Origin of the sequence: Brevundimonas pishanensis (assembly GCF_022750635.1) — a bacterium.
GTDB classification, from domain to species: Bacteria; Pseudomonadota; Alphaproteobacteria; order Caulobacterales; family Caulobacteraceae; genus Brevundimonas; species Brevundimonas pishanensis.
The window spans coordinates 637,600-653,204 of sequence record NZ_JAJKBG010000001.1; the positions used below are offsets into that span (position 1 = coordinate 637,600).

Genomic DNA, 15,605 nt, shown 5'->3' on the forward strand with positions numbered 1-15,605 from the left:
GATGCCGTCTGCGTCCGTGTGACGCAACCCCGTTCATTGACGCTAGGGGAAACTGTGGGCGGACGTGGCAACCTTGCCAATATTACTAATATAATTGTTAGTAGAGTATGGCATTGATCTCCTATCTCCGCAGTTGGGCACTTATCGGTGCCCTGTTGCTGGCTATAATCTGCGTATCGGGTGGCCTGTTGGCGCTGCGCCGCCCATCCATGGCCGATTGGCCGCGCCTAGAGACCCAATCAGGCGACGGCTTCGGGGTATGGTTCTACGGCACATCTTCGCTGGCCTTTGTCGATCGGGACGGGGCCTTTGTGCTTGACGGCTTCGTCAGCCGGCCTTCGATCGGGCGTATCATTTTCAGCCGTATCCGCGCCGACGACACCCTCGTCCGCCGGACGTTTTCGTCCAGCGGTGTCGGGTCGGTTTATGCTGTGCTGACCGCTCACAGCCACTACGATCACGCAATGGATGCGGCCGCCGTGGTTCGGCAGTTCGGCGGAGAGGTGTGGGGGACGGCGTCGACCGCCAAGATAGCCAGCGCAGAGGGCGTCGCTCATCGATTGGTCTCAGCAGGAGACGTGCTTCAGGCAGGCGGGTTCACCGTGCGGGTCTTTGGCAACGGCCATTCGCCGGGTGGGATTGCCATGGATGATATCGGCGACGACTTTCAGGTTCCGGCCAAGGTGAAGGACTACCGTTATGGCGGGGGCTTGGGTCTTCATCTGACCCGGGATCGTTGCCGGATTATGGTCATCCCGAGTTCAGGCATGCCTGACCGCGATCTGGCAGCTTATCCGGCGGATGTGATCTTCCTGTCCATCGCGCAGCTTGGGCGTCAGGATGCGGACTATGTCCGCCGCTATTACGACGCCACGGTAAAGGCCAGCGGGGCCAGACTGGTCGTCCCGATACATTGGGACGACTTTACCCGTCCGTTGGCCAAGCCGCTTGTGCCCTTGCCGTATATGGTCGAGCGCACGGACAAGGCTATGCGCTATATTATGGCGATCAAAGATGACGATGTTCAGGTGAGACTGTCCGTGGTCGGGAGCGCCCTTCAACTGCCGGCCCCTTGTAACGGCTAGCTTGTCTTTAACAGGGTTAGCGCTTCGTCCAGAGTTTCCATCCAGCCGCGTTCGTGCCGGATGCCTGCCTTTAGGATTAGGTGTCGTAACTGGCTGGCTCGGTCGGTCAGGCCCTTCGCCACATCGCGACGTTCAAACGCTTCGTACTCGGCCAGTTTGGTGCGGTGGTGTTCAAGGCGCGTCTCAAGCGTTTTGATCAGAGCCAAATCTCCGCCCTGTCCGGTTTCCAGCACGGCTTCGGCCCTCAGCCTGACCATCAGGGTGTCGCGCAGAACGGGCACAGGGTCGTCTTGCCCCAGCCATTGCCGTAACGCCTCAAAGCCTTTGGGTAGGACGTGATAGTTGCGTTTGCGCCCGCGTGCATCGGCCTCGGCTTGCGAAGCGATCAGGCCTTCGGCTTCCAGTCGGCCCAGTTCCCGATAGATCTGCTGGTGGGTCGCCTGCCAGAAATGGCCGATCGATTTGTCGAACCGGCGCGCCAGATCGAGGCCGGAACCGGGCGATTCAATCAGGGCCGTCAACAAGGCGTGGGGCAGGGACATGCGGGCCAATAAAGCCTGTTCGACGGTAAATGCCAACGCCTTTTGCAACCAGTTGCAAAACTGGGCGAGTGATGGTCTAGATAGCCGCCAAAGACCCCACCTGAGGCATGGACATGACCCATTATCCGCACCTGAACGCCCCGCTTGATCTGGGCTTCACCACGCTGAAGAACCGCGTGCTGATGGGCTCCATGCACGTCGGGCTGGAAGAAGCGCCCAATGGCTTCAACCGCATGGCCGCCTTCTATGCCGAACGCGCTGCGGGTGGTGTGGGACTGATCGTGACGGGCGGGATTGCCCCCAACGCCCGTGCCGCGCCGTGGCCGGGTGGCTCCAAGATGACCACCACCGAAGAGGCCGATCACCACAAGGTCGTGACCAAGGCTGTGCACGACGCAGGTGGCAAGATCGCCATGCAGATTCTGCACTTCGGTCGCTATGCCTATTCGTCGGAGTTGGTCGGCCCGTCGCCGATCAAGGCCCCGATCAACCCCTTCGTGCCGCATCCGCTGACGGGCGAAGAGGTCGAGCAGACGATCGAGGACTTCGTCAACGCCGCCTACCTTGCCCAATACGCAGGCTATGACGGCGTCGAAATCATGGGCTCGGAAGGTTACCTCATCAACGAGTTCATCGCCGAGCGCACCAACCAGCGTGACGACGAATGGGGCGGCTCATACGAGAACCGCATCCGCTTCCCCATCGAGATCGTGCGCCGCGTGCGCGAGAAGGTCGGTCCGAACTTCATCATCATCTATCGCCTGTCGATGCTGGACCTCGTGGAAGGCGGATCGACGCTGGACGAGGTGATCCAGCTAGCCCAGGCCATCGAGAAGGCCGGTGCCACCATCATCAACACCGGCATCGGCTGGCACGAAGCCCGCATCCCGACCATCGCCACCAAGGTGCCGCGCGCAGCCTTCGCGTGGGTGACGAAGAACCTGATGGGCAAGGTGGGCATTCCGCTGGTGGCCACCAACCGCATCAATACGCCTGAAGTTGCCGAGCAGGTGCTGGCAGACGGCAATGCTGACATGATCTCCATGGCCCGCCCGTTCCTTGCCGACGCCGAGTTTGTGAAGAAGGCTGCCGAGGGGCGCGCAGACGACATCAACACCTGCATCGGCTGTAATCAGGCGTGCCTAGATCACACTTTCAGTTTGCAGATCACGTCTTGCCTCGTGAACCCGCGCGCCTGCCACGAGACGGAAATTGTCATCAAACCGACTGAGGCCAAGAAGACCATTGCCGTGGTCGGCGCGGGTCCTGCGGGTCTGGCCTTTGCCACCACGGCGGCTGAGCGTGGCCACGACGTCACCCTGTTCGATGCCGACGACAAGATCGGCGGCCAGTTCAACATCGCCAAACAGGTGCCGGGCAAGGAAGAGTTCTACGAGACCCTGCGCTACTTCGGTCGCCGTATCGAACAGACGGGCGTGACGCTAAAGCTGAACACCCGCGTCTCGGCGGATGACCTCAAGGGCTTTGACGATGTGGTTCTGGCCACCGGCATCGCGCCGCGTCGTCCAGAGATCGAAGGCGTCGATGGTCCGAATGTACTGGGATATCTGGACGTGCTGCGTGACAAAAAGCCGGTCGGCGAGAAGGTCGCTATCATTGGCGCCGGCGGCATCGGTTTCGATGTGGCCGAATACCTCGTTCACGAAGGCACCAGCCCGAGCCAAGACCTTGAACTGTTCAACACCGAATGGGGCGTGGACCGCTCCTACGCGACTGCTGGCGGTTTGAAACAGCCTGCCCCCCATGCCCCCGCCCGTCAGGTCACCCTGCTGCAGCGCAAGACTTCCAAGGTCGGTGCTGGCCTTGGCAAGACGACCGGCTGGATCCACCGCGCAGGTCTGGTCGCCAAGGGGGTGAACATGATCCCCGGCTGTACCTATGAGCGCATTGACGCCTCGGGCGTGCACATCTCGGTCGATGGCCAGCCGCAACTGATCGAAGCCGATACGGTGGTTATCTGCGCCGGTCAGGATCCGGAGCGTTCGCTGCACGCGGCGCTCACGGAGGCAGGCGCGTCGGTGCACCTGATCGGCGGTGCCGACGTCGCTGCGGAACTCGACGCCAAACGCGCCATCAACCAAGGCACGGTTCTGGCCGCCGCCATCTAAAGAAAAAGGGGAGGACACCATGCTGAGCCAAGAGACAACTCTGAACCCAAAAATCATCGAGACGCTGGAGCGCTGGCACGGCGTCGTCGAGAACAAGGACATGGAGACGCTGGCGGCCATCCTGCATCCGGACGCCGTCTTCCGCTCGCCCATGGCCTTTAAGGGCTATGAGAGCGCCGCAGCCGTCCTGCTGGTGCTCAGCAATGTGATCGAGGTGTTCGAGGACTTTACCTATCACCGCAGCTTTGCCGGAGCCGACGGTCAAAGCGTGGTCCTCGAGTTTTCGGCCAAGGTCGGTGACAAATCTCTGAAGGGGATCGACATGATCCAATTCGACGAGAACGGCCTGATCACCGACTTTGAAGTGATGGTACGTCCGTTCAACGGCCTACAGGCCTTGGGGGCCGCTATGGGGGCTCGCCTAGGGCATATGCTGCCCGCCTATAAGGCCAGCTGATTTTACAACTTTGGCGCGCGTCGTTAACGGAAACTAAACCATAAAAACTAAGTTAAACAGGAATTTGCGGGCAAATACTCAGTAATACTACCTAGCAACGTAACACGGGTATGTAACGTTTTAGGGGGCAACGTGCGCAGGTAATGCGTTTGATCCGGAGCACCCCCCATGCCCACTGCCGTCGTAAATCCCTTCTCTGTCCTTGCGAAACTCGTCCCTTTTGGCGCGCCCTCGAGCGCGGGCCAGACGGTGCAGGCCAATGGCGTCCTTGATGCCTTTGGCGCTGACCGTATCTTCCTGCGTGAAGCGGCCGGAAATATCACCGGCATGGTCCGGCAAGGGGCCGATCTGCTGGTTTATGGCCCTAATGGCGAAATCCTGACGGTCCAGAACTTCTATACCGGTGTCGAGGCCAAGCACCTGCTGTTGCTGGATGGCAATGGCGGCGTCGTTGCTATGGAGACCGCGGTCGTCTCCGACGGCCCGATGGGGCTGTATTCCACCCAAGTCGCGGAACCGGCCCCGTTTGAAAGCCTGACCAACAGCCCTGATGGACGCGAGGGCTCCAGCGGCGGCGGCGCGGCTGCAGTCGTCGGAGGGTTGATGGCCGCCGGTTTCGCGGCCGCACTTTCGCAGGAAAGTGACGCTCCGACGTTCGACAGTCCGTTACCCGACACAACGCCGCCTGCAGCGCCCACAGGGCTGACATTTGCGGCGAACGGCACAAGCCTTAGCGGTACCGCAGAGCCCGGCTCGACTGTCACGGTGCGAAATGCTGCCGGTGCTGTGATCGGCAGTGCCCAGGTCGGCAATGACGGTCGGTTCACCGTCACTCTCTCCCCCGCGCTCGTTAACTCCGAAACGGTATCGGTCACGGCCACTGATCCCGCCAACAACACTTCCACCCCGTCCAGCGCCACGGCCCCCGACCTGACCGCCCCTAACGCGGCGACGGATGTGGTCGTGGCAGCCGACGGCGAGACGGTTACCGGCAAGGGCGAAGCTTGGGCCACGGTCGAGATCAGGAACAGCCAGGACGCGGTTGTCGGCACCGGACAGGTTGGCGCGGACGGGACCTTCACCGTCACCCTCGAACCCTCCCAAGTTGACGGCAGCAGCGTCAGCGTTGTGCTGACCGACGCTGCAGGCAACGACTCCGCGCCGACGACGGCGGTGTCTCCGGACCTCACGGCACCGGATGCGCCGACCGATCTGCTGGTAGGAGCGGATGGTGACACCCTGTCGGGTCGCGGTGAAGCCGGAGCGGACGTCGAGGTGCGCGACGCTCAAAACGCGGTTATCGGTACGGGGCGCGTTAATCCGGATGGCACATTCAGCGTAACGCTTGATCCGGCCCAGACCGAGGGCGGGACCGTCAGCGTCGTTCTCAAGGATGCGGCTGGCAATACCTCTGCGCCGGCAACCGCTACCGCGCCCGATTTGGGTGTCGAGCCCGAGCCGCTGGGCACGCCCACTCTCGATATTCCCGAAGCGGCGGACGACATTGACGCGGTCGATCTCGATGACGGGATCGACGCCCGTGTCGGTCTGCCGAGCGGCACCAATGTGGGTGACACTATCGTCATCACACTGACCTCGAACGGGGTCTCGACCGACGTTACCCACGTCGTCATCGGTGATGATATTGCACTGGGCTATGCCAACATTAACCTCGGTGCCACCTATGCGGACGGCTTCTATTCCGTCGTGGCGATCCTGCGCACCGCTGACGGTCGCGACAGTCCCCCATCCACGCCGGTAACCTTCAACCTGTCGGGCGACGAGGGATCGTATGGCGGTACCCCGCTGGGTCGCCCCGACCTGACGATTGACGAGGCCGCAGACGGCGTGGACGCCGGTGAACTGGCCGATGGTATCGAGGCACGCGTCAGCCTGCCGCAAGGGGCCGACGTTGGTCAGACCATCACGGTCACCATGACGTCCGGCACCGACACCTATCAGGTCACCCACGTCATCATCGGTGACGACATTGCCCTCGGCTATGCGAGCATCAATCTGGGATCGACCTATCCTGACGGTGCCTATTCGGTGGTGGCGGTCATCACCGCACCGGACGGGCGTGTCAGCCCAGCCTCGACTGCGGTGACGTTCGACATTTCGACGACCGGCGGGATTACCATTGGCACCAATGAAGCCGAACTGAGCGAGATGATCCCCGATGTTGCCGTTACCGGGCAACTGGCCTTCTCGAACGCCGTCAATGGTCAGGTCACTCTCGGCCTCCCGGATGCTCAGGGCCTGACGTCGCAAGGCGAGGCCATCACCTGGCAGTTCGCAGCCGATGGCACGCTGCAAGGCATGGCAGGAACGCGCCTTGTTCTGTCTGTGAGCATGAGCGCGACCGGAGCCTATTCGCTCCAGATTCACAGCGGGATCGATCACCTTGATGCTGATGTGAAGGCTATCAATATTCCGGTCACCGTCACCGACGCATCGGGTTCCTCCACCGGTACCCTCGTGATCAATGTCGAGGACGGTGCGCCACTGAACGGCGGACCGATCACGCTCGCGCCTGCTGGTCCAACCACTCTAGCCGGCAGTCTGTTGGTGGATGTGGGTCTGGACGGCGGCACGCTGCAGAGCGTGACGGTCGATGGCGTGACCTTTACCCTTGAGGCTGAAGGTACTTTGGATGTTATCGGCACCTCCGATACCATCACCTCCTACGCGCTGGATCAAGGCAATCTGCTGCTGACAACCACGCGGGGCGAGACGGTTACCGTAAACCTCACGACGGGCGAATATAACGTTCTGGTCACGGGTATTACTCCCCCGCCATCCGTGCCGGGTACAGCACCGCTGGTCGATGTCGGTGGCAGTTCGGGACTGGGAAATGTTCTCCAGCTGAATCTGCTGGGCATTGTCGGTCTGTCCAAAGATCAGGCGATTACGGTCGCCGATGCCGACAATGACATCACCAGCCTGGAGTTGGAGTTCTCGGGACTGACCTTGCTCAGCGGTAGTCCGTTCCGTTGGGACGGCGCGCTGGCCGATGAACTGGGGTTGAGAGTCATCCCGGGCACGGGCCTGAACAGTGGTCGCATCACTATTTCCAGCACCACTACGGGCGGCACCATTGATGCATTCAAGCTGAATGAACTTCTGGGCACCCTGACGCTCAATCCGAGCATTCTGGGTGGACTGCTGCCCATCGATCTGTCGCTGTTCCAGAGCTTGACGGCGCGGGTCGTCGACGCACAGGGCCAAGAGGGTGACGCGATCGACTTCACCCTGATCGATGCGGGCGTGGCCAATAACCTGTTGAATGGTGTGCTGCCCAACGAGGTCCGCCAAGGCGACGACAATGCGAACACCTTGAACGGTCTGGACGTCAATCTGGGGCAGGGGCTCGATAACCGTATTTATGGTTATGGGGGCGACGATATCCTCAATGGCGCGCGCGGCAACGACCTGCTGCGCGGCGGCTCGGGCAATGACACCCTTAATGGCGGAGCCGGCAATGACATTCTGATCGGTGGTGCCGGCAACGACATTCTGACCGGCGGCGAAGGCAGCGATGTCTTCCGGTTCGAGCGGGGTGATATCGCGCTGGGCGTGGTGGAGACGGATGTGATCACCGACTTCAACGCCGCTGCACTGGCAAGTGGCGGAGATATCCTCGACCTGTCCGATATCCTGCTGGGTGAAGGCCGTATCGGCCAGAGCGCGGGCAATCTGACCAACTTCCTGCATTTTGTGCAGACGGCAGAGGGCACGGAAATCCACATCGCCTATCGCGGTGGTTTCAGCGGCGGTTACAACCCCCTGCTGGTGGACCACAAAATCCTGTTGGCCGGTGTGGATCTGGTCGGGGCAGGAGCCAGCGATCTGGGCATTATCTCCCGGCTGCTGCTGGACGGTAAACTGGTGGTCGACAGTGCAACCCAGCCGGCAGGTGCTCCGCCCGCCGCTGACCTGACGATCGAAGGAAGCTTCGTTGACGGGGATGGCGACGCCGGTCAGTCGACGGTGATCGTAAGCGACGATAACATCGGCAATCCGTCGGCCAATGGTGCACCCGCCCTCGGCGCGGAAGCGGCCCTTCTGCAGCCATTGCTTGGCGGGACGTTCGCCGACTATGACCTGGGCCAACAGGATCTGAGCGTCGCCGACCCCGACAACAATCTGGCGAAGGTGTCGCTGGAGTTCCGCTCCTTGGTGGGCGTGAGCCTCAGCCAGATTGCCTTCGGTTATGATGCAACCCTGGCCCATGCACTCGGTTACACGGTCAAACTGGTCCCGCTGGATGGTGTTCTGGGTGTCGTGCTGCCGGGTATCCGGTTGGAAGTCACCGCTGCCAACGGCCTTACGCTCGACAACGAGCAGATCAACCTCTTCCTGCGGACCGTGCACCTGACCAATGGTGACGGCGGCCTGTTCGATGAGTCCCTGCTCAGTCTGGGCGTATTGAACGCCACGACCCTGACGGCCACCGATGTCTGGGGCGCTTCTGCCAGCGACTCGCTTGGCAACCTGCTCACCGTCAATGCGCTGACCACACTGCTGGGTGGCGGCGGAGCAAGCTCGTTCTCCTATCTCGCCGAGTCCTTCGAGGTCGGCGATGAGGGTATCGATGTGCAGGCTCTACTCGGCGATCTGGAGGGCGCAGCCAATGATGCGTTCGACCTTGATGGCTCCGGTGACAGCTTCCGTTCGTTGGCCCACTCGGTGCTCGAAGATACCGAACAGGTGATCGGTGACGTAGGCGACAGTCTGGCACCGGCCCACACGGCCTTTGATCCGGCATTCGAACCCTTGCCCGACCTGGCTGTCCCGCAAGACTGGGGCACGCCGGTCGACGATCACCTTCAGACCCTGTGACGCAGGCGGCGGCACCCGTGCACGGGTGCCGCCGACCAGCACAAAGCTTTGCTACTCAATTCCATATTTCAGCGTTATCTAATTTCAATCTGAGTCGTTCGTATCTGCTGTGGGGGCATAAAGTGCAGGTTTCCAAGGTTTCCCTTTCGTGCAGCCTCGCCGTCGCTCTGTGTCTGGGTGCATTGGGGACCACTCAGGCTGTGGCACGCGATCCGGCGGGAGAGGCCGAAATGGCCGCCGCTGTCCGCGAGGCCCTGCGCCGCGATCCGGCAGCCCGCGCCTCTTTGGCCGAGGTCGAAGTCGCCGAGGTGGAGGGCGATATTGCGCGTAACGGCTATCTGCCCGCCATTAATGCCTCCGCAGGTCCGGAGTCTTCCGGCGTCGGTTATGACGTCAGCATTTCGCAAACCCTGTATGACTGGGGTCAAGTCCGCAGCAGCGTCGATCGCGCCGATGCGCTTACCGCGGAGCAACGCGCCAACTATCGCATCAAGCGGGATGATATCGCCCTTCAGACCGTCGAGCTTTGGCTGGATATCGCGCAGGGCCGCGCCCAACTTGATCTGGCGCGCGGGCACGTCGAACGCCTCACCCGACTTCAGTCCATGGCTCAGGAGCGGGTCGCGGGCCGGTTCTCCGATCAGGCAGAACTGGGCCGTGCCAGTCTGGCTCTGTCGACGGCACAGGCCACACGCGCACGCCTGAACGGGGACCTCGCCGAGGCCGAGAGCGCGTTTGAAGTCGTCGTCGGCTATCCCGCCACGCGGGTGCTGATCCCGGATCAACCGGCTTTCATGGCGCAGGTTGCTACAGAGCCTCAGTTGGAGGCCGCCATCACCGCTTCGCCGCTCTATAAACGTGCGGTCTATAATGCCGAAGCTGCCGATGCGGCCTATCGTAACTCGCGCTCCTCGGCGTTGCCGCGACTGGTGGTCGAGGGATCGGTTCAAAAGCGCGAGATCGGCGGGCGTCTGATTGACGATTCCTCCATTGGTTTGCGGCTTCGGATGTCGACCCAGCAGGGCCTGTCCGCCTTCCAGCGTCCGCGTCTGGAAGAGGCGCGCCGTGACGCCGCCCAACTGGGCACCGAAACGATCGCGCGCGAGTTGAAGCGCAAGGTCGCCTCCCTGCAGGTGAGCGACCGCGCACTGGACAGCCGTATCGATGCCTTGGCCGACCAAGTCAGCCAGTCGGACAGTGTGCGCACCACCTATGCCGAGCAATTCATCGTCGGCCGTCGCGACATTCAGGATCTGGTCCTGATGGAGAACGAGTATTTCGAGGCAGAGCGCCAGATCGTCGAACTGACGATTGAACGCCTCCGGACCCAGTATCGAGTGGCCGCCCAACTCGGCCTTCTGGCCGACAGCTTCGCTCCGGCAATGGAGCGTGCCAGCCGATGACACGTCCTCTTCCCCCGGAGGTTGATCCCCTAAGAGAAGGCCTTAGCCTGCTGGCCGCAGAGCTGGGATGCAAGGCGACCGCCGCCATGCTGGGGGACGGCTTGCCGTTGGAAGACGGACGGCTGCCGCTGGATCAGGTCCGGCGGGCCATGCGCCGCGCGGGTTTGTCGGCACGCGTCGTGCCTCTGGCGCTCGATGATGTGCCCGAAGATTTGTTCCCGACGCTGGTGCTCCTGAAGAACGGACGCAGTCTCGTCTTTGCCGGTCGCGATGGCGACAACGCCATCGTCCTCAGCGCCTTTACCGATGGGGGTGCCAGCCTCATCAGTATGGAGCGACTGCGCAGCGCCTATTCCGGCCAGATGGTCTTTGCCCGCCCCATATATCGCAGCGACGAGCGGGCCGGTGCCTATGCCCGCCCTGGCAAGCGCCACTGGCTGCGCGGTGCGGTGGCGGAGGCCTGGCCCAACTTTATCGAGGTCGGCGCGGCGGCCATCTTTGCCAACCTTCTGGCCGTCGCCACATCCTTGTTTGCGATGCAGGTCTATGACCGCGTTGTCCCCACCTCAAACTTCCCCACCCTGTGGGTGCTGGCGTCCGGTGCCATTATCGCCATTCTGCTGGAGTTGTTGCTGCGCCAGTTGCGGGCCCATCTGCTAGAAGCGACGGGCAAGTCACTGGATCTGAAACTCTCGTCCCGCCTGTTTGAACAGGTGATGGCGGTGCGTCTTTCGGCCAAGCCGGGATCGACGGGAGCCTTCGCCAGTCAGGTCAAAGAGTTTGAGTCCGTGCGCGAATTCTTCACGGCCTCGACGGTCGCGGCGATTTCGGATGCGCCCTTCATCCTGCTGTTCATCGGCGTGATCGCTGTTCTGGGTGGGCCGGTGGCGTTCGCCCCTGCCGCAGCCGTCATTCTGATGATCGTGCCGGCCTGGCTGATGCAGGCAAAGCTTGCTGAACTATCGCGCGAGAACCTGCGCGAGGGCGCGGTGAAACACGGTCTCCTGCTGGAGACGGTCGATAACCTCGAAGGCCTGAAGGCCGCGCGCGGCGAGGGGCGTAATCTGCGCCAGTGGGACTTGATGTCGGCCACGTTGGCCTCGTCCGGCCTCAAGAGCCGCAGTCTGTCGACAGCCCTTTCCTCTATCGGCTCCAGCGTTCAGCAACTGGCCTATATCGGCGCGGTGGTGATCGGCGTCTATCAGATCGCGGGTGGCCAGATGACCATGGGCGCGCTGGTGGCATGCTCGCTGTTGGTGTCGCGTGCTGTGGCCCCTACCAACCAGTTCGTCGGCATTATGTCGCGCTGGCAGTATATCAAGGTTGCGCTCGAGGGGCTGGACCAGTTGATGGCCGCCCCCGTAGAGCGCCCCGAGGACCGAAGCTTTACGCGCAAGACCGACATTCGAGGGCATTTCCGCATGGAAAACGTCGAAGTCCGGTTTGATCCGGAAGCCGCGCCTGTCCTGGATATAAACCAGCTCGAGATCATGCCCGGCGAGCGGGTGGCGTTGATCGGTAATAATGGTGCAGGCAAGTCCACCTTGCTGAGAGTGCTGTCGGGGTTAGGCGACGTTACGGCAGGCCGTGTCCTGCTGGACGATATCAGCCTGACCCAGATCGATCCTGCCGACCGCAGGCAAGCCATTGGATACCTTCCCCAAGATGCGGTGCTGTTCCACGGCACCTTGCGGGATAATCTGACGCTTGATGGTGCGCGTCACTCCGATCAGGACTTGCTGGATGCGCTGGATGCGGTGGGACTAGGCGTCTATGTGCGCGCTCACCCGCAAGGGCTGGACCTGCCGCTTGTCGGACGCAACAGCGTCTCGGGCGGCCAGCGTCAGGCCATTGGTCTGGCGCGAGTGATCCTGCAGGACCCGCGCATCGTCCTGATGGATGAGCCGACCGCGGCCTTTGACCAGAATAACGAAAACCGCCTGCTCGGCTTCCTTGCCCATTGGCTCGAAGGGCGGACGGTTTTCATCGCCACTCATCGCCGCTCTGTCCTGACGCTGACGAACCGCATGGTGGCCCTGTCCAACGGCCGCGTCGTGGGCTCGGGGCCAACCACGGGTGCCAGCATAGGGGAGGCCCGTGCCGCCAATGGCTAGGAACGCCGCCGTCACCCGTCAGCTTCGCCGCGCGCTTGCCGACACGCGTGAGGGCGAGGCCCACCCGCTGGCTCGCCCCATATTGTGGGCCTGTGTCGGTGTGGTCTTTGCCTTTGTCGTCTGGTCGTCGTGGGCCACGGTGGACGAGGTGGTCCGCGGCGAAGGCAAGATCGTTCCCAACAGCCGCGTTCAGGTGATTCAAAGCCTTGAGGGCGGAATCCTGCGCGACCTGCTGGTACGCGAGGGACAGGTCGTCGACGCGGGCCAGGTTCTGGCCAAGCTGGACGATACCCGCTTCAACACGGCGGCCGGAGAAACGGCGGCACAGGTCAACGCTCTGACGGCCGCTATTGCACGTCTGGAAGCCGAGGTACTGGGCCAGACCGAGATCAACTTCCCCTCGTCGATACCGGCCAACGATCCGGTGATTACGTCCGAGCGGGCGTTGTTCCGCGCCCGTCGGCAGAACCTGAATGCCACGCTGGCCGCCCTGTCGTCGGAAACCGGCTATGCCCAACAGCAGTTGTCGCTGGTCAAACCGCTGGCCCAGCGCGGCGTGGTGTCCGAGGTGGAGTCTCTCAGACTGGGTAAGGACATTGCCGCCCTGACCGGACGCCAGACCGAGGTACGCAACACCTATATGCAGGAAGCGTATTCGGAGCTGGCGGCCAAGAAGGCGGAACTGGCGGCCCAGACCCAGATCTTGAATCAGAGACGCGACCAGCTTGACAGGACCGAACTGGTCGCACCGGTCAAGGCGCGGGTGAACGAGATCATGATCACCACGCGCGGGGGGGTGGTTCAGCCGGGTCAGGCGATCATGCAACTGACCCCCGTAGAGGACCAACTCTTGGTCGAGGTGAAGATCCAGCCGCGCGACGTGGCGTTCCTACGAGAGGGCATGCCTGCGCGGGTGAAGATCACCGCCTACGACTATACCGTCTATGGCGACCTGCCCGGCAGCGTCGAACAGATCAGCGAAGACACGATCGAAGAGGACACGCCACGCGGCAAAATGGCGTTCTACAGCGTGCTGATCCGGACGGACCGGGCATGGCTGGAGAAGAATGGCCGTCGCCTCCCCATCCGTCCCGGCATGGTGGCCCAGGTGGATGTGCAATCGGGTGAGCGCACCGTCCTGTCCTATCTGCTGAAGCCGCTTCTGAAGGCGAGGCTGACATGAGCGCGCCGCCCTATGCCTTGGCTCTGGAGGCCTACCCCGAGGGGCAGCGCATTCTGATCCGTGACTGGTCGCAACATGCGATGGGATCGCTGGAGACGTGGGACGAGGGCTTGTTGGCGGCACTGTCGAATCTACTCCCTCTTCCGCTGCCGGCGGCTATTCTTTGGGGCAGCGCAGGGCGGCTGTTTTTCAACGGGGCGTTTGAAAAAGCATTTCCCGATCGACGACTAGTGCAGGGGCAGGCGGTCGGAGAAATCTCCGATCCTCTGTGGAAGGCCTTGATCCGCCATCAGGCAGGCGCCGGTGAGACCATGATCCCCATCAACGGCACGCCCGAATGGTGGCAGGTGATGCAATCGCCCCTCAGCGACCGCGATGGCCAGATCAAGGGGCGGCTCAATCTGCTGGTAAACATCTCGGCCCGTAAACTGGCCGAGCAGGCTGTGAAGGCCAGCGAGGAAACCCTGCTCACGCTGATGGACCAGCGGCCGCGCTTCCTCTGGCGAAGTGATCCCAGTGGCCGACCCGTCTGGATCAACCGTCTCGGACGACAGTTCCTTGGCATCGAACGCTTGGAGACGGTTGAACCTGCCAAGCTGATGCTGGCACCCGATCTGGCTGTGATGGTGGCGGAAATGCACGAACACACCAGCCGCCGCCAAGCCTTCGAAATGCAGGTGCGAGTGCGCACCAAAGACCAGACGACCCGTTGGTGCCTGTTGCACTTTACGCCCCTGACCGATGCCAAGGGGCGCATCCATGCATGGTCGGGCACGGGCACCGATATCCACCATTGGCACGAAGCGGCGACTGCGGCTTCCACTTTCCTGACCGAGCGCGGTGCCGAACGCAGCCCGGTCGACCGATACGGACGCGAACAGTTTGGATGGATCGTCGACGTCGAGACCGGACGGGTGCGCGCTCTGAACCCCCAAGCGGGCGACGACTGGGGCCTACCCCGAGACGGTCCGCCCGAACTGTGGGCGGACTGGTTGATGCATCTGGCACCGGAACAGCGAGAGCGGGCGGACGATGCTTTGGGGCGTGCGGTCGAAGGGCTTCCGCTAGAGGATGTCTGGACCTTCACCACTGCCGCAGGGGTGGAGCGTCACGTCCATATGATGAGTTTCGCCATTCCCGATGCCGATGGCGTGGTCCGGCAGATCGGCGGCGTCTTCTCGCTCCTTCAACGCCGCATGGAACAGCGGGTCTATCTGATCAATCTGGCGGGAAAGGTAGATCAGGGCTATTTCGCCAAGGAACGCGCCCTAGCCACGCTAGAAGTCCGGGTGCGCCGCTTCGACAGCTTTGAAGCCTTCGCCGTGGTACAGCAGGACCTGCGGCGCGGACTTATTGTCATTCGGGCCGAGCGGGCTTGCGCAGCGTTGAAGACGGCCCTGCCCATGCTGTCCCAGAACCGCGAGCGTTTCCCGTGGCTGGTGCTTGCCCAGCAGCAGGTCAGCATGGCCGATATCGTGGATATGATGCGCCATGGCGCGACCACCGTCCTTTCGGCCAAGACGGATCGAGCAGAGATTCGCGCGGCGATCCGTGCGGCCCTGCCGCCGCGTGATCCGATCGCACAGGTGCCGGTTGAACAGATCGACCGTCTCGAAAGCCTGTCATTGCGCGAGAGGCAGGTGCTGGACGGCCTGTTGGCAGGCGGCACCAACAAGGTCATCGCCGCCAATCTGAATCTCAGCCCCAGAACCGTCGAAACCCATCGCGCCCACCTGATGGACCGGTTGGGTGCAAGGTCACTTGCAGACCTTATGAGGATCGTCGGCCCGCAGTATCTGGCCATCCACGCCAAGCGGGCAGGCTGACCCCGCGACCAAGTCGCTTGCAGT

Annotated in this window: 9 protein-coding genes; 8 read left to right on the plus strand and 1 reads right to left on the minus strand. The window is 62.3% G+C overall.

Going from position 1 to position 15,605, the window contains the following annotated elements:
• The first annotated feature begins 107 nt into the window (after positions 1-107).
• Complete coding sequence (locus tag LOX95_RS03100; RefSeq protein ID WP_242912971.1) at positions 108-1,085, plus strand: MBL fold metallo-hydrolase; 978 nt, start codon at positions 108-110, stop codon at positions 1,083-1,085.
• Here the strand turns inward: LOX95_RS03100 and LOX95_RS03105 are convergent.
• Entirely contained in the window at positions 1,082-1,627 is a 546-nt protein-coding gene (locus LOX95_RS03105; RefSeq protein ID WP_242913099.1) for a PadR family transcriptional regulator, read from the minus strand. The genes LOX95_RS03100 and LOX95_RS03105 overlap by 4 nt on opposite strands.
• A gap of 113 nt (positions 1,628-1,740) precedes the next feature.
• Between LOX95_RS03105 and LOX95_RS03110 the strand changes: the two genes are divergently transcribed.
• The 7 genes from LOX95_RS03110 to LOX95_RS03140 all read left to right on the plus strand — a co-directional run bounded on the left by LOX95_RS03110 (position 1,741) and on the right by LOX95_RS03140 (position 15,581).
• Entirely contained in the window at positions 1,741-3,756 is a 2,016-nt protein-coding gene (locus tag LOX95_RS03110; protein WP_242912972.1) for an NADPH-dependent 2,4-dienoyl-CoA reductase, read from the plus strand.
• 19 nt (positions 3,757-3,775) lie between these two features.
• Entirely contained in the window at positions 3,776-4,213 is a 438-nt protein-coding gene (locus LOX95_RS03115; protein ID WP_242912973.1) for a nuclear transport factor 2 family protein, read from the plus strand.
• A gap of 168 nt (positions 4,214-4,381) precedes the next feature.
• Entirely contained in the window at positions 4,382-9,055 is a 4,674-nt protein-coding gene (locus tag LOX95_RS03120) for an Ig-like domain-containing protein (RefSeq protein ID WP_282452625.1), read from the plus strand.
• A 122-nt stretch (positions 9,056-9,177) separates the two neighbouring features.
• Positions 9,178-10,458, plus strand: a complete 1,281-nt coding sequence (locus LOX95_RS03125; RefSeq protein ID WP_242912974.1) for a TolC family protein — start codon at positions 9,178-9,180, stop codon at positions 10,456-10,458.
• Complete coding sequence (locus LOX95_RS03130; RefSeq protein WP_242912975.1) at positions 10,455-12,572, plus strand: type I secretion system permease/ATPase; 2,118 nt, start codon at positions 10,455-10,457, stop codon at positions 12,570-12,572. The genes LOX95_RS03125 and LOX95_RS03130 overlap by 4 nt, the downstream gene beginning before the upstream one ends.
• Positions 12,565-13,755, plus strand: coding sequence for a beta-barrel domain-containing protein (locus LOX95_RS03135; RefSeq protein WP_242912977.1), 1,191 nt, complete (start codon positions 12,565-12,567; stop codon positions 13,753-13,755). Before LOX95_RS03130 ends, LOX95_RS03135 begins: the two co-directional genes overlap by 8 nt.
• Positions 13,752-15,581, plus strand: coding sequence for a LuxR C-terminal-related transcriptional regulator (locus LOX95_RS03140; protein WP_242912978.1), 1,830 nt, complete (start codon positions 13,752-13,754; stop codon positions 15,579-15,581). Before LOX95_RS03135 ends, LOX95_RS03140 begins: the two co-directional genes overlap by 4 nt.
• Positions 15,582-15,605: the final 24 nt, after the last annotated feature.

Bases quoted from the DNA above. Each gene is read 5' to 3' on its own strand.
- LOX95_RS03100 (WP_242912971.1), top strand. From the start codon at position 108: ATGGCATTGATCTCCTATCTCCGCAGTTGGGCACTTATCGGTGCCCTG.
- LOX95_RS03105 (WP_242913099.1), bottom strand. From the start codon at position 1,627: ATGTCCCTGCCCCACGCCTTGTTGACGGCCCTGATTGAATCGCCCGGT.
- LOX95_RS03110 (WP_242912972.1), top strand. From the start codon at position 1,741: ATGACCCATTATCCGCACCTGAACGCCCCGCTTGATCTGGGCTTCACC.
- LOX95_RS03115 (WP_242912973.1), top strand. From the start codon at position 3,776: ATGCTGAGCCAAGAGACAACTCTGAACCCAAAAATCATCGAGACGCTG.
- LOX95_RS03120 (WP_282452625.1), top strand. From the start codon at position 4,382: ATGCCCACTGCCGTCGTAAATCCCTTCTCTGTCCTTGCGAAACTCGTC.
- LOX95_RS03130 (WP_242912975.1), top strand. From the start codon at position 10,455: ATGACACGTCCTCTTCCCCCGGAGGTTGATCCCCTAAGAGAAGGCCTT.
- LOX95_RS03135 (WP_242912977.1), top strand. From the start codon at position 12,565: ATGGCTAGGAACGCCGCCGTCACCCGTCAGCTTCGCCGCGCGCTTGCC.
- LOX95_RS03140 (WP_242912978.1), top strand. From the start codon at position 13,752: ATGAGCGCGCCGCCCTATGCCTTGGCTCTGGAGGCCTACCCCGAGGGG.